The 17,616-nt window shown below is 64.8% G+C and carries 18 protein-coding genes; 12 read left to right on the forward strand and 6 right to left on the reverse strand.

Features of this window, described 5'->3' with window-relative positions:
• Positions 1-7 precede the first annotated feature (7 nt).
• From ASE52_RS08890 to ASE52_RS08910, 6 genes are all read right to left on the reverse strand, one after another.
• Entirely contained in the window at positions 8-697 is a 690-nt protein-coding gene (locus ASE52_RS08890; protein WP_057225509.1) for a glutathione S-transferase, read from the reverse strand.
• Between the two features lie 136 nt (positions 698-833).
• Positions 834-1,004, reverse strand: coding sequence for a hypothetical protein (locus tag ASE52_RS26020; RefSeq protein ID WP_010459758.1), 171 nt, complete (start codon positions 1,002-1,004; stop codon positions 834-836).
• 85 nt (positions 1,005-1,089) lie between these two features.
• On the reverse strand, positions 1,090-1,989 hold the full coding sequence (locus ASE52_RS08895) for a transglutaminase family protein (RefSeq protein WP_035196774.1): 900 nt from the start codon (positions 1,987-1,989) through the stop codon (positions 1,090-1,092).
• A gap of 264 nt (positions 1,990-2,253) precedes the next feature.
• Positions 2,254-2,856 carry a histidine phosphatase family protein gene (locus tag ASE52_RS08900; protein ID WP_057225511.1) on the reverse strand — a complete coding sequence of 201 codons (603 nt, stop codon included), beginning with the start codon at positions 2,854-2,856 and terminating at the stop codon, positions 2,254-2,256.
• Positions 2,834-3,802 carry an MBL fold metallo-hydrolase gene (locus tag ASE52_RS08905; protein WP_057225513.1) on the reverse strand — a complete coding sequence of 323 codons (969 nt, stop codon included), beginning with the start codon at positions 3,800-3,802 and terminating at the stop codon, positions 2,834-2,836. Before ASE52_RS08905 ends, ASE52_RS08900 begins: the two co-directional genes overlap by 23 nt.
• A 135-nt stretch (positions 3,803-3,937) precedes the next feature.
• Positions 3,938-4,306, reverse strand: coding sequence for a hypothetical protein (locus ASE52_RS08910; RefSeq protein WP_057225515.1), 369 nt, complete (start codon positions 4,304-4,306; stop codon positions 3,938-3,940).
• Between the two features lie 521 nt (positions 4,307-4,827).
• Here ASE52_RS08910 and ASE52_RS08915 point away from each other — a divergent pair.
• From ASE52_RS08915 to ASE52_RS08970, 12 genes are all read left to right on the forward strand, one after another.
• Positions 4,828-5,526: a FadR/GntR family transcriptional regulator gene (locus ASE52_RS08915; RefSeq protein WP_057225517.1), complete on the forward strand. Its 699-nt coding sequence runs from the start codon at positions 4,828-4,830 to the stop codon at positions 5,524-5,526.
• 19 nt (positions 5,527-5,545) lie between these two features.
• The gene (locus ASE52_RS08920) at positions 5,546-6,559 is read left to right on the forward strand and encodes an L-idonate 5-dehydrogenase (RefSeq protein ID WP_057225519.1); all 1,014 of its coding nucleotides are present in this window, start codon (positions 5,546-5,548) and stop codon (positions 6,557-6,559) included.
• 53 nt (positions 6,560-6,612) lie between these two features.
• Positions 6,613-7,581: a sialic acid TRAP transporter substrate-binding protein SiaP gene (locus ASE52_RS08925; RefSeq protein ID WP_010459745.1), complete on the forward strand. Its 969-nt coding sequence runs from the start codon at positions 6,613-6,615 to the stop codon at positions 7,579-7,581.
• A 9-nt stretch (positions 7,582-7,590) separates the two neighbouring features.
• A complete protein-coding gene (locus tag ASE52_RS08930) occupies positions 7,591-8,202 on the forward strand; it encodes a TRAP transporter small permease (RefSeq protein ID WP_010459743.1) in 612 nt (203 codons plus the stop codon).
• Positions 8,203-8,216: 14 nt separating this feature from the next.
• A complete protein-coding gene (locus ASE52_RS08935) occupies positions 8,217-9,623 on the forward strand; it encodes a TRAP transporter large permease (RefSeq protein ID WP_010459741.1) in 1,407 nt (468 codons plus the stop codon).
• Complete coding sequence (locus ASE52_RS08940) at positions 9,620-11,143, forward strand: altronate dehydratase family protein (protein WP_198928092.1); 1,524 nt, start codon at positions 9,620-9,622, stop codon at positions 11,141-11,143. The genes ASE52_RS08935 and ASE52_RS08940 overlap by 4 nt, the downstream gene beginning before the upstream one ends.
• A gap of 22 nt (positions 11,144-11,165) precedes the next feature.
• Positions 11,166-12,377 carry a D-mannonate dehydratase ManD gene (gene manD / locus ASE52_RS08945; protein WP_057225523.1) on the forward strand — a complete coding sequence of 404 codons (1,212 nt, stop codon included), beginning with the start codon at positions 11,166-11,168 and terminating at the stop codon, positions 12,375-12,377.
• Positions 12,377-13,894 carry a mannitol dehydrogenase family protein gene (locus ASE52_RS08950; protein WP_082606822.1) on the forward strand — a complete coding sequence of 506 codons (1,518 nt, stop codon included), beginning with the start codon at positions 12,377-12,379 and terminating at the stop codon, positions 13,892-13,894. The genes manD and ASE52_RS08950 overlap by 1 nt, the downstream gene beginning before the upstream one ends.
• Positions 13,891-14,850, forward strand: coding sequence for a sugar kinase (locus tag ASE52_RS08955; protein ID WP_198928093.1), 960 nt, complete (start codon positions 13,891-13,893; stop codon positions 14,848-14,850). Before ASE52_RS08950 ends, ASE52_RS08955 begins: the two co-directional genes overlap by 4 nt.
• 15 nt (positions 14,851-14,865) lie before the next feature.
• The gene (locus ASE52_RS08960; RefSeq protein WP_057225525.1) at positions 14,866-15,873 is read left to right on the forward strand and encodes a zinc-binding alcohol dehydrogenase family protein; all 1,008 of its coding nucleotides are present in this window, start codon (positions 14,866-14,868) and stop codon (positions 15,871-15,873) included.
• A gap of 193 nt (positions 15,874-16,066) precedes the next feature.
• Complete coding sequence (locus ASE52_RS08965) at positions 16,067-16,693, forward strand: ATP-binding cassette domain-containing protein (RefSeq protein WP_057225527.1); 627 nt, start codon at positions 16,067-16,069, stop codon at positions 16,691-16,693.
• Positions 16,694-16,790: 97 nt separating this feature from the next.
• Positions 16,791-17,432 carry a LysE family translocator gene (locus ASE52_RS08970; protein WP_057225529.1) on the forward strand — a complete coding sequence of 214 codons (642 nt, stop codon included), beginning with the start codon at positions 16,791-16,793 and terminating at the stop codon, positions 17,430-17,432.
• Positions 17,433-17,616: the final 184 nt, after the last annotated feature.

Consider the following 17,616-nt stretch of genomic DNA (forward strand, 5'->3'; position numbering starts at 1 on the left):
CAGGTTCTCAGGCCGACATCACCACCGGGCCGCCCTTGGCGATGCCACGCTGGTAGGCGGGGCGCGCCTCCATGCGCTGTTTGTAGGCCTGCAGGTTGGGGCAGGCGCTGGCCTTGCTGGCGCGCGAGAGGGCGGCCTCCACCGCAAAGCTCATCTGAAAATCCGCCATGGTGAGGTGCTCGCACGCAAACCAGCGGTGGGTGCCCAGGTGTTGCTCCATGAAGTCGAGCGCGGTGTTCACGTTGGGGTCAATCACCTTTTCCTGTACCTTGCCACACAGGGCTTTGGCGATGGGCTTGACGAAAAAGGGCATGGGCTGGGTCGGAATCGTCATGAACACCAGCTTCATCACCAGCCAGTTCATGAGCGAACCCTCGGCGTAGTGCATCCAGAAGCGGCACTGGCGGTACTCTGGCGTGCGCGGCGCTGGTTGCAGATGGGCCAGGTCACCGCCCGCCTGGGCGCCGTAGGTCTCCACCAGGTATTCGACGATCGCGCCAGACTCGGCGATGACCTCCTTGCCGTCAGTGATCACCGGCGATTTTCCCAGCGGGTGGATCTTCTTGAGCTCGGGCGGGGCCAGCTTGGTGGCCTTGTCGCGTTGGTAGATCTTGAGCTCGTAGGGAACGCCCAGTTCTTCGAGCAGCCAGAGAACGCGCTGCGAGCGCGAGGTTTCAAGGTGGTGGACGGTGATCATGGGTGAACATTTGAACAGTTTGCCGGGGCGCGGTACAAACCTGCGGGTGGCAAGGACGGCCCTGAAAAGCAAAAAGCCCTCTGGCGAGGGCTTTTTGCAGAGGACCCACCGCAGTCGGCCCTTGGCGATCTGGCGATCAGCCGCCCTTCTTGGAGCGCTTGCCAGGGTTCTTCTTGCTGCGGGTTGCCACACCGCGCTCTAGGCTCACGCGTTGGCCACGGCCGCCGGTTGGCAGGGTGTAGCCGGGCACGGGCGTAGGGCGGGGAGTGCGCTTGCGGTCTGCTTCGGTGACGATCTTGTTGCCCATGGTAGGTCTCAGAGTTGGTGGAAAAAAGGGAGATTTTAGGCCACAGCCGGGTCGCCGGGATTTTGACCGGTGTTTGGCAGGACCTTTAGGGGGTGACAAAACCTGCAGCCACGCCTGCAGCCACACCCGCGCCATGGTCGGTGGACAGGGCCTGCGTGCAGTGGCGAGGCAGTTCAAAACCCCGCGCTGCGTCTTGGATGGCAGTCGTGCGGATGACGGGCGGCTTGGCCCACACGCCACCAAAGATGGTGGCAAAGGCGACGTCCGCCGCATCCCGCCCCACGCCAAAACGCAGCAGGCCCATGGGGATCGCCGTGCCAGACGGGTCAAAGATGTACCAGCGGTCGCCCAGGTACACCTCCACATATGCATGAAAATCGGGCGGTCCGAGGGCCGGGTCAGCGCCATAGTCGGTTCCGGTGGTGAAGCGGGCCGGGATGTTGATGGCGCGGCACAACGCAATCATGAGATGGGCGAAGTCGCGGCAGACGCCCACCTGCTCCACCAGCGTGTCCACCGCAGAGGTGTTCGAGTTGGACGTGTTGGACGTGAACGCCACATGCCGCTGCACCCAGTCGCATATCGCCTGCACCCGGCTGTGCCCTTGCCACAGGGCTCCAAACTCATTCGTAGCCAGGCGCAGCAGCCGGTCGGACTGGCAATACCGGCTGGGGTAGATGTAGCCCATCACCTCCTGTGGCAGACGCCTCACCGGCACTTCTGGCAGTTGGGCGGGGTCGACGCGGTAGTGGTTGATATCCACCGTGGCGGAATACGTTAGCTCCAGCGTGCCAGGCTCGCCATGCAACCGCAGGTAGCGGTTGCCCGTGGCTGGATCGGTATGAACGTGGTGGGCAATGGGCTGGTTGATGACCAGGCGCTCCGCGCTCACAGACTGGTTGGGTGTCTGCGCAGCGTGGATGTTGAAGACAAAATCAGCGCCGTGCTGGTCCACCTCGTAGCTCAGATCAATCTGCAGTTCCATGCGCACGCGGTCATGGCTGGGTTGGGCTGCAGGGGCCGCTGGCGCGGGGTAGGGGGCGGGCCAGGTGGCAGCGTTGCGGTTGTTTGACTGCAGGGGAGGGCTTTGGGTGTTTGCCATGGGCATGTCCTTCGTGCGCTGCATGCCGGGGCATCCGGCACAGCAGCGTGACTTGAGGATAGTCTCTTCTTTCGCGCCCGATGTAGGCGAACGGCCCGCTGCAATGCCCGCCCGTTACCCATTCAGGGGCGCCGGCAGGTCACCTCGTCAGGCAGGTACCGCAAGGCGTGCCAGCATCTCGGTCTTGCCGCTGCGATCTGCTCGCAGGATCAGCCCTTCACCCGAACGGGTATTGGTCTTTGCCAGATCGGACAGCACAAACATATGGGTGACCCACACTTCAAAACGGCCCGCCCGCAGCGATGCAGCAGAGAGTCCCGCGCGCAGTTCCCGCAGATGGCTCGCTCCCGTGGTCTCTGGGCTGCCGTGGGGCGAGCCCAACGCAGGCCAGACCTGGGGCGTACCAAAGGCAAGGGTGGCACTGTCCACACAGCGGCACCAGGGGCTCGAAAGAACCTTGCCCGGTTGCAGCTGCCTTTGCTGAAACCACATGCCCACGCTCCGCGCCTGCGCCCGGCCTTCTTCGCTCAGATTGCGTTGGGTACTGCAGTCACCCACGCGAAACCCGGGTGGGTCAAACGTGCCAGGGGCCAGCGAGTGGCGGAAGGCTGCCACCACACCACCCTTGCGCAACAGGGCCTCGGCGTCCGAGTCTTGGGCCGCCCAGCTGCGCAGGCTGGCAAAGGCCAGCCCGGCGCCCAACACCGCACGGCGGTCAACGCGGGGCTCAGGCGGCAGGCTGGAAGGCATAGCCGTTGCCCGACGCCGCCACGCGGCCAAAGGCCGGGAACGGGAAGTGGAAGCCGCCCAGCATGGCGTTGCTGGCGGTAATGCGCTGGAACACCTCGCGCCGCACCTTGCGCGCAGCCTCGGCGTCCATGTCAAACGTCACGGCCCAGTCGGGGTTGCGTGCGAACAGTGCGGGCACATTGGTCAGGTCCGCCACGTAGAAAAACCTCTGGCCCGACGAGGTCAGCTCAAACAGTGTGTGGCCTGGCGTGTGGCCATAGGCCGCCACAGACTTGATGCCCGGCGCCACTTCCGCATCGGCCGCAAACTGCATCAGGGTGTCGGCGGGCATGGTGGCAAAGGTGCGCCGCACGTTCTCGAACGCGCCCTTCATGCCTGCGGGCGCTGCGGCCATGCGGGCATCGTCCATCCAGAACGCGTGTTCGGCCGCGGGCACCATCACCTTGGCCTTGGGGAACACCAGCTCACCGGCCTTGTTGCGGATGCCATTGATGTGGTCCCCGTGGTAGTGGCTGATGAGCACGGTGTCGATGTCGGCCGCCTGCAAGCCGGCGGCGCGCAGGCTGTCGAGCAGCTTGCCCGTGGTGGCGCCGCCAAACTCGCCCAGGCCGGTGTCGATGAGGATCTTGCGTCCGCCCGTCAACACCAAGAACGGCGTGTAGGGCACGTCGATGTAGTCCGTAGGCAAGCCCTGGGAGGCCAGCAGCGCGCGCACTTCGGCCAGCGGTGCGTTTTTCACAAACTCCTCGCCCAGCGGGCGGCGCGTGATGCCGTCATTCAACGCGATCACTTCGGCATCGCCCACCTTCATGCGGCGGAAGGCGGGGCTGGGCAGGGTGGGCGTGCCGAGGTTGGGCGCGTTCTGAGCCCAGACGGGCAAAAAGGATCCCACGGCGTAAACGGTGGTGGCCAGGCTTGCACCCAGGAAGTGGCGACGAGACAGCATGAAACTCTCCGGTAATGAGTTGAACTGATGAGTCGCAACTGTAACGGTGCCAAGAGTTTGCCGTTTGCCGATGCGCTAACCTGTGTGCAACGTGGGGCTTTTGCGGGTAATTGGGGTTAACCCCTTGGCGGAGTCTTATTCGACCGCGAAGGCATCGCGCAGCGCATCGCAAAAGGCAGCATTGCCGCTGACCGTCAGGGTGATCGTGGTCCGGGGTGGGGAGGGGCTGCCTGCCGCCGCGTGCAGCTGCCCGGCGGACTCATCAAATGTCAGCACCAGCGGTGTCCTGACTTCCTGCGCACCCTGCAGGTCGTATTGCCATTCGCCCCCATCTTCCGAGGGGCCCCGGACATCGGGGAAATGCTGGTGTGCCCAGGCCAGCATGGCACTGATCTCGGCGTGCAACGCGGGAATCTGTGCGGACGACACGCTGGCCATGGCATCAAAAGTACCCACACCGTCCGCATCCTCGCTGTAGTCAAAGTCCAGGTAGTTCAGGTTCATGTTTGTCATTCAAGAGGGCGTCATGCCCGGGTGAGGCCGGCGCAGCCGAGGACCAGCACCCCAGCAACGCCGTCGGGGTGATGTGCGGCGGGTCACGCCCGAAGTATTGCCGGGTCAGTTTGGTCAGAACGGTTTGCTCAAACGGCGGCAACAGGTCAGCAGTGTCTCGCTCTATGGGAACGAAGCGGCTCGTTGCCGAGGTCTTGGCTCCCCCGCTCCGATTGTCTTGGATGGAGTCTTTGGCCGGGAGGAGTTCGCCCCTCAAGGCTTGTGTGGGTGCTGGGCCGGACGCCGACCAAATTGCACTTATCGCCGATTGCCGGTGCCGAATTTGCACCTTTATAGGCACCTAGCGCAAGCTGTGTCTATCCAAATAGCTCCTAAATTAATAGCTAAATGCCTTTGTGGCAGCTTTGGTGTTGCACCACCACCTGTCGGGAAAACCCTGAACCTTGCTCGCTTCCATCCGTTCACAATGCGGCCAACTGGTCTTACCAATTTACCTTTGAGCCAATTTCTGCATGCCTTTTCAACCCATAGAGCCCCGCCGCTTGTACCGCCAGATTGCCGACCAGCTGCGCCAGCTCATTCAAAGCGGCGAATTTGCCGTGGGATCCAAACTGCCCGCCGAGCGCGACCTGGCCGCAAAAATGGGCGTGTCCCGCCCGTCGGTGCGGGAAGCGCTGATTGCGCTGGAGGTGGAGGGCCTGATTGAAGTGCGCATGGGTTCGGGCATTGTGGTGATTGGCCGCGAGAGCGTGCGCCTGCTGGACAACGCGCACGGCCCGCTGGAAATCATCCGCGCACGCCAGCTCATCGAATGTGAACTCGCCGCGCTGGCCGCTAAAAGCACCGACCCCACGCTGGTGCCCGACCTGCTGGAAACCCTGCGTGACATGGAGGCCGACATTGCCGCGCGCACCCTGCCCATCCGCGGCGACCGCGCTTTCCACATCCGCATTGCCCAGGCCAGCGACAACAGTGCCCTGCAAGCGGTGGTGACCCAACTGTTTGACGAGCGCAATGGGCCACTGTTCACCACGCTGGGCGGCCACTTCGAGCGCGAAGCCACCTGGAAAGAGGCGGTGGACGAGCACCGCGCCGTAGTCGCCGCCATTGCCGCCCGAGACCCCGACATGGCCCGCGCCGCCATGAGCGGCCACCTGGACCGCTCGCACCAACGTTTTTCGGCCGGCTGGAACAGCCCCGCTGACGCGTGAACCCACCGGACGCCTGACCATGAGCCTTGCCTGCACACTGAATGGTCCGCTGAACCTCAGCGTGGAACAACTTGCCCTTCAGGAGCCCGGCCCCGGCCAGGTGCGCCTGCGCCTGGGTGCAGGTGGCATCTGCGGGTCGGACCTGCACTACTACCAGCATGGCCGCGCCGGCATCTTCGCCATCCGTGCGCCTTTTGTGCCGGGGCATGAAGCCTCGGGCGTGGTGGACGCCGTGGGCGAAGGGGTGACCACCGTGCACCCTGGACAAAAAGTGGCGGTCAACCCGGCCCACCCCTGCGGCATGTGCCCCGCCTGCCGCGCCGGTCGCAGCAACCTGTGCGAGAAGATGGTGTTCCTGGGCAGCGCGGCCATTTTCCCGCACATCCCCGGTTTCTTCCGCGAGCACTTTGTGATGCACGAGGCCCAGCTCACTGCCATTGACGAGGATGTGAGCCTGGGCGAAATTGCCTGTGCCGAGCCCCTGTCGGTGGGCCTGCATGCAGTGCGCCGCGCGGGCGAAATTCTGGGCGCCACCGTGCTGGTCACCGGCGCGGGCACCATCGGCTGCATGTCGGTCATTGCCGCGCGCTTGGCCGGTGCCGGCCGCGTGATTGCCTGCGACCCCAGCGAGCGCGCCCGCGAAATGGCCCTGACCGTGGGCGCTGACGAAGCCCTGCCCGATGCCACGGCCTGGAAGGGCCGCGTGGATGTGGCGCTGGAAGCCGCAGGCCACCCTGCCGCGCTGGCCAGCTGCCTGGCGGCAGTGCGCCGCGGCGGGCGCGTGGTGCAGGTGGGCACGCTGCCGCCCGAAATTCCTTTCCCGGCCAACGACATCATGTCGCGCGAGCTGGACTACGTGGGCGCCTTCCGCGCCGACATCGAATTTGACTGGGCCGTGCAGGCTATTCGCAGCCGGCGGGCCGATGTGCGCCCGCTCATCAGCGCCCAGTTGCCGATCAGCCAATCGAAAGCGGCCTTCGATCTGGCTTTGGACAGAGGCCGCAGTACCAAGGTGCAGCTTGTTCCCGGCTAAACCCCGGTGACGACCCGGCTGCGCAACATTCACAACAACAGGAGACAAAGAGCATGACATTCCAACGGATTACCCTGGCCCTGGCTGCAAGCCTTTTGGTTGCGGCCCCCGCCTTTGCGCAGACCAAGCTCAAGTGGGCCCATGTGTACGAGCCGGGCGAGCCCTTCCACACCGCATCGGTGTGGGCCGCCGAAGAGATCAAGAAGCGCAGTGCCGGCCGCTACCAGATCGATGTGTACCCCGCGTCGCAATTGGGCAAGGAGAACGACATCAACCAGGGCCTGAGCCTGGGCACGGTGGACATCATCATCTCGGGCTCGAGCTTTGCTGCCAAGGCCTTTCCGCGCATCGGCGTGACCTACTACCCCTACACCTTCCGCAACGTGGACCACCTGCTGGCTTACACCAAGAGCGACATCTACAAAGAGCTGACCGCCGGCTACGAACAGAAAAGCGGCAACCAGATCATTGCGACCACCTACTACGGCACCCGCCATACCACCAGCAACAAACCCATTGCCAAGTGCGCCGACCTCAAGGGCCTGAAAATGCGCGTGCCCGACGTGCCGGCCTACCTGGCCATGCCACGCGCCTGCGGTGCCAACACCTCGCCCATCGCGTTTGCCGAGGTCTACCTGGCGCTGCAAAACGGCACCGTGGAAGCTCAAGAGAACCCGCTGCCCACCATCGAAGCCAAGAAGTTCTACGAGGTGCAAAAACACATCGTGTTGACCGGCCACATCGTGGACCACCTGAACACCGTGGTGGCGGGCGGGCTGTGGAAAAAGCTGTCGGACGCCGACAAGAAGATGTTCTCGGAAGTGGCGCTCGAAGCCGCTGCCAAGGCCTCCAAGGAAGTGGCAGCCCGCGAGAGCGAACTGGCCGCCGTGTTCCGCAGCAAGGGCATCAGCGTGACCGAGGTGAACACCGGTGAGTTCCGCGACACCGTGCTCAAGAACGTGCCGTTTGAGCAGTACGGCTACCAGAAAGCCGACTGGGACCGCATCCAGGCCATCAAGTAAGGCGACACCATGACGCTTCACAGCTCCCTGCCCCTGTCGGGCGGTGCGGCGGAGTCGCATCCCGTCGAAACCAGCGCGGAAGCGCTGGTGGCCAGCTTCGCGGAGGCCGACCAGCACACGGTCGACCTTTCCGTCTACGGCGTCGAAGACTGGATTTGCCTGGGCTTTTTCTGGACCATGGCCGGCCTGGTGTTTCTGCAATTCTTCAGCCGCTATGTGCTGAACGACTCGTTCGCCTGGACTGAAGAGTTGGCCGTGTACTGCCTGATGCCGGTGGTGTTCATCGGGGCGTCCATGTGTGTGCGGCGGGTGCGGCACATCCAGGTCAACCTGGTCTACCGCTACCTGCCCGTTCCTGCAGGCCGGGCCCTGTCGACGGCGGTAGACATCGCCGCCATTGCCTTCTACAGCTATGGGGCCTGGCTCGTTGCACGCTACGCACTGGCCGTGAACAACGAACCCATGACCACCATCGACTGGAACAAGAGCCATGTGTACTGGCTCGCGTTTGCCGGTTTTGCCCTCATGGCCCTGCGGGCCGTGCAGGTGGCCATCGAAAACTGGCGGCGCGGCTTCTCGGCACTGCAAAACCCTGGCTTCTTTGACGGCTCTACCGACTGAACGGAACCTGCACCATGCTGATCCTGATTGTTTCCTTTTTGGGGCTGATGCTGTGTGGCCTGCCGGTGGCGGTGGCCATGGCCGGCGGCTCGCTGGTCTACATCCTGGTGTCGGGCAGCGTGCCCGACATCGTGCTGGCCCAGCGCATGATTGCGGGCATCGAGTCCTTCCCGCTGCTGGCCGTACCGTTCTTCATCCTGGCTGGCAACCTGATGAACATTGCCGGCATCACCAGCCGCATCTACAACTTTGCCGTGGCGCTGGTGGGCTGGATGAAGGGCGGCCTGGGGCAGGTCAACATCATCGGCTCGGTCATCTTCTCGGGCATGTCCGGCACGGCCATTGCGGATGCTGCCGGCTTGGGTGCGATAGAGATCAAGGCCATGAAAGAGCACGGCTACAGCACCGAATTTGCCGTGGGCGTCACTGCTGCCTCGGCCACGCTGGGCCCCATCATTCCGCCCTCGCTGCCCTTTGTGATCTACGGGATGATGGCCAACGTGTCCATCGGCGCGCTGTTCGTGGCGGGCATCATCCCCGGCCTGTTCATGACCGTGCTGATGATGGCCACGGTGGCCTACTTTGCCCACCGCAATGGCTGGGGTGGGGACGTCGCCTTCCAATGGGCCCGACTGGGCAGTGCCACGCTGGAGATTCTGGTGGTGCTGGCCTTCCCCATGACGGTGTGGCTGGCGGTCAAAGCCGGCATGTCGGTCAACGTGGCTGCGGGCCTGGCCTTTGTGGCCCTGCTGGTGCTGGACTGGCGCTTCAACTTTTCGGCCGTGCTGGCCCTCATGGCGCCCGTCATCCTGATTGGCGGCATGACCATGGGCTGGTTCACCCCCACCGAGGCTGCCATGGCAGCGGTCATCTGGGCGCTGTTTCTGGGCCTGGTGCGCTACCGCTCCATGACCCTCCGCACGCTGGCGCAGGCCACGTTCGAAACGATAGAGACCACCGCTTCGGTGCTGTTCATCGTGACCGCGGCGTCCATCTTTGCCTGGCTGCTCACCACCACACAAGCGGCGCAAGCCCTGGCGGACTGGATTTTGTCCATCACCAGCAACAAGTGGGTGTTCCTGCTGCTGGCCAACCTGCTGATCCTGTTTGTGGGCTGCTTCATCGACACGATTGCAGCCATCACCATCCTGGTGCCCATCCTCCTGCCCATCGTGCTCAAGCTCGGCATCGACCCCATCCAGTTCGGCCTGATCATGACGCTGAACCTGATGATTGGCCTGCTGCATCCTCCCTTGGGCATGGTGCTGTTTGTGCTGGCACGCATCTCCAAGCTTTCGGTCGAGCGCACCACCGTCGCCATCCTGCCCTGGCTGGTACCGCTGATGCTGGCGCTGATCGCCATCACCTACATTCCGGCGCTCACCCTGTGGTTGCCGCAGCAAATGGGGTTGGTCAAGTGAATCCGGTGATCCGCATTCACCCGCAAGACGATGTGGTCATCGCCCGGCAGCAACTGCTGGGCGGCACCCGCATCGAATCCGAGGGCATCACCGTCTCTGGCCTGGTACCGCCAGGCCACAAGATCGCGGTGCGCGCCATTGCGGCCGGTGCGCCGGTGCGGCGCTACAACCAGATCATTGGTACCGCCACACAGGCCATTGCGGCCGGCCAGCATGTGCACACGCACAACCTGGCGTTCAGCCACTTTGACCGTGGCCACACCGTGGGCGGTGATGTGCGGCCCGTGGCCTATGTCGATACCCCGGCCACGTTTGAAGGCATCAAACGCCCCGACGGGCGTGTGGCCACGCGCAACTACATTGGTGTGCTGACCAGCGTGAACTGCTCAGCCACGGTGGCGCGCGCCATTGCCGACCACTTCCGCCGCGACATCCACCCCGAGGCCCTGGCTGCCTTTCCCCAGGTGGATGGGATCGTGGCCCTGACCCACGGCGCCGGCTGCGCCACCGACAGCGAGGGCGAAGGCCTGCAGGTACTGCGCCGCACACTCGCAGGCTACGCCCGCCATGCCAACTTTGCCGCAGTCATCGTGGTGGGCCTGGGCTGCGAGACCAACCAGATCCAGGGACTGATGGCGCAGGAAGGCCTGCGCGAAGGTGCCAAGCTGGTGACTTTCAGCATCCAGGACACGGGCGGCACGGCCAAAAGCGTGGCGCGTGGCATTGAGGTGGTGAAGCAATTGCTGCCCGAGGCCAATGCCGTGCAGCGTGAACCGGTGCCAGCCAGTCACCTCGTGGTGGGCCTGCAATGCGGCGGCTCCGACGGTTATTCCGGCATCAGCGCCAACCCGGCCCTGGGGGCGGCGGTGGACCTGGTGGTGCGCCACGGTGGCACGGCCGTGCTGTCCGAAACCCCCGAGATTTATGGCGGCGAACATTTGCTGCTGCAGCGCGCCGTGTCGCAAGCCGTGGCCGACAAGCTGGAGGCCCGCCTGCAGTGGTGGACCGACTACTGTGCCCGCCACCACGCCGAGATGGACAACAACCCGTCCGCCGGCAACAAGGCCGGCGGCCTGACCACCATCCTCGAAAAATCCCTGGGCGCCATTGCCAAGGGCGGCACCACGCCCATGGTGGACGTGTACGAATACGCCCAGCCCATCACCGCAAAAGGTTTTGTCTACATGGACACGCCGGGCTACGACCCGGTGTCGGCCACGGGCCAGGTGGCGGGTGGCGCCAACCTGATCTGCTTTACCACCGGCCGTGGCTCGGCCTATGGCTGCGCCCCCTCGCCCTCACTCAAGCTGGCCACCAACAGCGCACTGTGGGCCAAGCAGGAAGAGGACATGGACATCAACTGCGGCACCGTGATCGACGGCAGTGAGAGCGTGGAGCAGCTGGGCGAGCGCATCTTTCTGGAAATGCTGGCCGCAGCCTCGGGCCGCAAGACCAAAAGCGAGCTGCATGGCTACGGCCAAAACGAATTTGTCCCCTGGGCGCTGGGCGCCGTGATGTAACCCCTCTTCATCTGACAAGACCATGAAAATCACTTCCGCCAAAGTCATCATCTGCGCACCCAGCCGCAACTTTGTCACCCTGAAAATCGAAACCGACGAGGGCCTGACCGGCATCGGCGACGCCACCTTGAACGGCCGCGAGCTGGCCGTGGCCAGCTACCTCACCGAGCACGTCATTCCCTGCCTGATCGGCCGCGACCCGCAGCAGATCGAAGACATCTGGCAGTACCTCTACAAGGGCGCCTACTGGCGCCGCGGCCCGGTCACCATGAGTGCGATTGCCGGGGTGGACACGGCGCTGTGGGACATCAAGGCCAAGGCTGCCAACATGCCGCTCTACCAACTGCTGGGTGGCAAGAGCCGCACCGGCGTGATGGTCTACGGCCACGCCAATGGCAAGGACATCACCCAGACCGTGGAAGAGGTGTTGCGCTACAAGGAGATGGGCTACAAGGCCATCCGCGCGCAGAGTGGTGTGCCCGGTCTGGAGAAGGTGTACGGCGTGGGCCGCGGCACCATGTTCTACGAACCGGCCGATGCCGACCTGCCCAGCGAGCACGACTGGTCCACCGAGAAATACCTGCGCCACACGCCCGAGCTGTTTGACAAGGTGCGCGCGGCCGTGGGGCCAGACATCCACCTGCTGCACGATGTGCACCACCGCCTCACGCCCATCGAGGCCGGCCGCCTGGGCAAAGACCTGGAGCCCTACCGTTTGTTCTGGATGGAGGACGCCACGCCTGCCGAAAACCAGGAGGCCTTCCGCCTGATCCGACAGCACACCACCACGCCGCTGGCGGTGGGCGAGATTTTCAACACCATCTGGGACTGCAAGGACCTGATCGAGAACCAGCTGATCGACTACATCCGCACCACCGTGGTCCACGCCGGCGGCATCACCCACCTGCGCCGCATTGCGGATCTAGCCGCGCTCTACCAGGTGCGCACCGGCTCGCATGGCGCCACCGATTTGTCGCCCGTGTGCATGGGCGCCGCGCTCAACTTTGACCTGTGGGTGCCCAACTTCGGCATCCAGGAATACATGCGCCACACCGACGAGACCGACGCCGTGTTCCCACACGCCTACAGCTTCAAGGACGGCTATATGCATCCCGGCGAAGCACCGGGCCACGGCGTGACCATCGACGAGGCCTTGGCCGCCAAGTACCCCTACCAACGTGCCTACCTGCCGGTCAACCGCCTGCAGCACGACGGTACGCTGACCAACTGGTGATGGCGGCCATGAACCGATTGAACGACACCACGGTGGGTACATTGCCTGCCGCCGTGGTGCGCCCGCCCTACGACCGCCGTGCGTTGAAAAACGGCATCGTGCATCTCGGCATAGGGGCCTTCATGCGTGCCCACATGGCCGCTGCCACCGAGGCCGCGATTGCCGCCGGCGACCTGCGCTGGGGCATCACCGGCGTGTCGCTGCGCCAAGCCGATACCCGCGATGCCCTGGCGCCGCAGGACGGGCTGTACACACTGGCGATTCGTGATGCGGATGCGCAAGGCCAACCCCGCCAGCGCCTGCAAGTCATTGGTGCCGTGCGCAACCTGCTGGTAGCACCCGAGAACCCGCAAGCCGTGCTGGAGGCGATAGCCGCCGCAGACACCCGCATCGTGAGCCTGACGGTGACCGAAAAAGGCTATTGCCATGACCCCGCTACCGGCACGCTGCGCCTGGACCACCCGGACATCGTGCACGACCTGACCCACCCGCACGCCCCCCGCTCCGCCATCGGCATGCTGGTCTACGGCTTGCAGCTGCGCCATGCGCAAGGCCACGGGCCGATTACCCTGCTGTCGCTGGACAACCTGCCGGCCAATGGGCGTGTGCTGCGTGCCGCCGTACGGCGCTTTGCTGAAGAAATTGATAGCACCTTGCGCACGTGGATAGAGCGCCAGTGCCGTTTTCCATGCTCCATGGTGGACCGCATCGTGCCCAAAACCACCGATGGCGACCGTGCAATGGTGAGTGCTGCGCTGGGTTGCGTTGACGCTTGGCCGGTGCTGGGCGAGCATTTTTTTGACTGGGCCATTGAAGACGAATTTGCGGCAGACCGCCCGGACTGGATGCTGGGCGGTGCACGTTTTGTGCCCGATGCCGAACCTTTTGAGCGGCTCAAGCTGCGCATGGTGAACGGCACGCACTCCAGCCTCGCCTACCTGGGCGCCATGGCCGGCTGGCACACCGTGGACAAAGCCATTGCGCAGCCCGCATTGCGCACGCACATCGAAGCGCTGATGCGCGACGAGATTGAACCCACCCTGCCTGCCTTGCCGGGCCTGGACCTGGCGGCCTACCGCCACAACCTGCTGGCCCGCTACGGCAACCCGGCCCTGGCCCACCGCACGCAGCAGATCGCCATGGACGGCTCGCAAAAACTGCCGCAGCGCCTGCTGGGCACGCTGCGCGACCGCCTGGCCCGGCAACTGCCCGTGCCGCGCATGGCCTTGGGCTTGGCCGCGTGGATGCACTACCTGCGTGGCGTGGACGAACTGGGCCAGGCCTACGGCATTGACGACCCGCATGCCACCCAGCTCACCGCGCTGTACCAGCAGTCGCTGGGTCAAGGCGTGAGTCCGCACACCGTGCAAGCCATGCTGGCCTATGCGCCGGTGTTTGGCGACCTAGCGGGCCATGCAGCACTCACGGCGGCGCTGGTGCCCTTGCTGCAGTCGCTGCAAGCACACGGGGTTGCGGCCACCCTGGAAGCGGTGAACCACGGGGAGTTGACCGCATGAGCACGATGCCCGACACACTCGACGTCCTGTCCCTGGGCGAAACCATGGCGATGCTGGTCGCGCAAGAGCCCGGCCCACTGGCCGAGGTACAAAGTTTCATCAAACGCATTGCCGGTGCCGACACCAATGTGGCCATCGGCCTGGCGCGCCTGGGCTTCAAAGTTGGCTGGGTGAGCCGCCTAGGGACGGATTCGTTTGGCAGCTATGTGCGCAAGACGATTGAGGCCGAGGGCGTGGACACCTCGCAGGTGGAGCTGGACCCGCAACGCTCTACCGGCTTCATGCTCAAGTCGCGCAGCGTGGACGGCAGCGACCCGGCGATCGAGTACTACCGCCGCGGCTCGGCCGCCAGCCAGCTCAGCGTGGCACACTTGAAAACCGATTACGCGCTGCGCGCAAGGCATGTGCACACCACGGGCATCACGCCCGCCCTGTCGCCCGCCGCTCGCGAACTGGTAGCCCACGCCATGTTGACCCTGCGGGCCGCCGGCCGCAGCGTGTCGTTTGACCCCAACCTGCGCCCCAGCCTGTGGCCCGACGTGGCCACCATGCGCGACACCCTCAACGACCTGGCCCGCCATGCGGACTGGGTGTTGCCAGGCATTGATGAAGGCAAGCTGCTGACTGGCCAAAACACCCCGGCGGACATTGCCGCGTGGTACCTGGACCGGGGCGCCAAGGCCGTGGTCATCAAGCAAGGCGCTGAAGGCGCTTACTTTCGCACCGCCAGCGGCGAACAAGGGCAGGTGCCCGGTGTGACCGTGTCTGTGGTGGTGGACACCGTGGGCGCCGGTGACGCGTTTGCCGTGGGCACCATCAGCGCGCAGCTTGAAGGGCTGGGCTGGCCGCAGGCCGTGCGCCGCGCCAACTGGATTGCCTCGCGCGCACTGCAGGTGGTGGGCGACGTGGAAGGCCTGCCCACGCGCGCGGAACTGAATGCACAGAATTTGGATTGAACGAAGGATCCCGTCATGCTGACCGTTGTTTGTGAAACCCCCGGCACTTTGCGTGCCCACGACCGCCCCCTGCCAGACCGTGCGGCCGACGAAGTGCTGCTGCGTGTCAAACGTGTGGGGGTGTGTGGCACCGACCTGCACATCTTTACCGGCAACCAGCCTTACCTGAGCTACCCCCGCGTGATGGGGCACGAGCTGTCGGGCATTGTGGAAACCGCGCCTGCGGGCAGCGCCCTGCAATCCGGCGACACGGTGTACGTGATGCCCTACCTCTCGTGTGGCACCTGCATTGCCTGCCGCGCCGGCAAGACCAACTGCTGCACCCGCATCCAGGTGTTGGGCGTGCACACCGATGGCGCGTTTACCGAATACCTGTGCGTGCCCCAGCAGTTTGTGCACAAGGCCGAGGGCGTGTCACTGGACCAGGCCGCGATGGTGGAGTTTTTGTCCATCGGCGCCCATGCCGTGCGCCGCTCGGGCGTGGTGCCGGGCCAGCGGGTGCTGGTGGTGGGCGCCGGGCCCATCGGCATGGCGGCCATGATTTTTGCGCAGCTGCGCGGCGCCACCGTCACTGCGCTGGACGGGCGCCAGGACCGGTTGGACTTTTGCACCCAATCCCTGGGAGTGAATGCTGGGGTTTCGCTGGGGGACACCGACGAAGCGCAACTCGCAGCACTGACAGACAGTGAGTTTTATGACGTGGTGTTTGACGCCACCGGCAACCCCAAGGCCATGGAGCGCGGCTTCCAATTTGTCGCGCATGGCGGCACCTATGTGCTGATCTCGGTGGTGGGCGCGAACATCACCTTTTCCGACCCCGAATTCCACAAACGCGAAATGACCCTGATGGGCAGCCGCAATGCCACCGCCGAAGATTTTGAGACCGTGCTGAACGCCATGCGTGCAGGATTGATTCCACAGGCACTGAACACCCACCGCCTGACCCTGGCCGAAGTGCCCACCAAGTTCCAGGACCTGCTGGACCCCAAGGCCGGCGTGATCAAGGCGATTGTGGAGTGCTGACCGGCTCACCCACTCGGTAGGTCCGCTGCAATGGGCAGGCGCAGACGCCGCGTTGTGGGGGTTGTGCGTCAACCAGGCCAGGGGTTGGCTGCGGGCGCAGCCGAGACAAACCCAACCGCTCTCTAGAATCGCAGGGCGGCGCAGGCTGTAGAAGAAGAATGCCCTGCGCCATCCATCAACCCAAGGGAGCAGGATGTCTGAGAACATGGTGTTGCAGGTGGAGGGCCTGTGTTTTGCCTACCCCGAATGTGGGGTGCTGGATCAGTGGTCGGCGGCGCTGCCCGCGGGTCTGGCGCTCGTGCGTGGTGACGAGAGCAGTGGCAAGACCACGCTGCTGCGCCTGCTGGCGGGGGAACTCACAGCGCAGGCCGGGCGCATCACGCTGCAGGGTGTGAACGCGCGCGAAACCCCCAAGGCCTATGCCCAACAAGTCTTCTGGGCCGACCCCCGCTCGGGCGACCTGGACCAACTCACGGCCCGTGGCTGGCTAGGCAGCCTTCCGGCGCGTTACCCATCATGGGATGCCGCTGCGCTGGCGGTCCACACCGAAGGGTTCAGCCTGCATGAACATCTGGACAAGCCGTTCTACGCGCTGTCCACCGGCAGCAAACGCAAGGTGCTCATGGCCGGGGCGCGGGCATCGGGCGCGCCGCTGACCCTGATCGATGAACCGGTGGGCGGGCTCGACAAGCCGTCGGCGGCCTACCTGGGCCGCGCCCTGGCGCAGGTGGCCAGCCAGCCCGGGCGCGTGGTGGTGGTAGCGCATTACGAGGCCTTGCCGGGTGTGCCCTGGGGCACGGTGGTGGAACTCCACGGTTGAACCGGGTCCTCGCCGCCGGGCGCCGTGGCCGTCAACCTCCGCTTGTTTTAGACTGCACTGCTGTTTTGTGTTTCTCCGTTCCCCGAAGGACTGTTCCATGGACGCGCTTCTTTTTGCCCCGGTGGCGGTTGCCATTGCGCTCACGCCCGGACCCAACAATTTCTGTGGCCTCAACAACGGCATTCGCGCGGGGATTGGTGCGGCCATGGTGGCGACGCTGGGGAGGGTGGCTGCGTTCGCGATTTTCCTGACGGTGTCTGCGGTGGGCCTGGGGGCGATGTTGCTGGCGTCCGAGGCCGCCTTCACGGCCGTGAAGTGGGTCGGGGCCTGCTACCTGTTCTGGCTGGGCTGGCGCGCGTGGCGCAGCCGCGAGTTCAGTGGGCTGGACGTGGTGGACGGCGCAGATGGGGGTGTGGTGAAGGCGGGCGGCGCCCCGGTGCGCCTGCAGTCGCTTATCGCGCAGGAGTTCTTGCTGGGCATCACCAATCCCAAGGCCATCATCCTGTTTGCGGCGGTCTTTCCGCAGTTCATCGACCCCAGCCAGCCGGCCCTGCGCCAGTTTGTGGTGCTGGGGGCTGTGTACCTGGGGGCCGAGTTTGTGTCCACGGCGGTCTACGCGGCCGGGGGCCGGCAGATCCGCCGGTTTATCCGCACCTCGCGGGGCGTGGTGCGCCTCAACAAGGCCACCGGCGGATTCTTCATGGGGGCGGGTGGCCTGCTGCTGGCCACCAATCGGTAAAAACTCTTAGAACGTGTTCACGATCTCGCAGGGGTCGCGTTGGAGCGCAATCGGGAGGAGTGGATGCTTCGGATGCGCCGCATGGGCTCATGCCCATGCAAGCAGCCGGGGCTTCCAATCACCCGATTTCGCTCCAACCCTTCGGGCAGCGGTCTTGGCGGGCGGTCTGCGGCGTTGCGGCGCT

Origin of the sequence: Acidovorax sp. Root275 (assembly GCF_001428965.1) — a bacterium.
Classification (GTDB): Bacteria; Pseudomonadota; Gammaproteobacteria; order Burkholderiales; family Burkholderiaceae_C; genus Acidovorax; species Acidovorax radicis.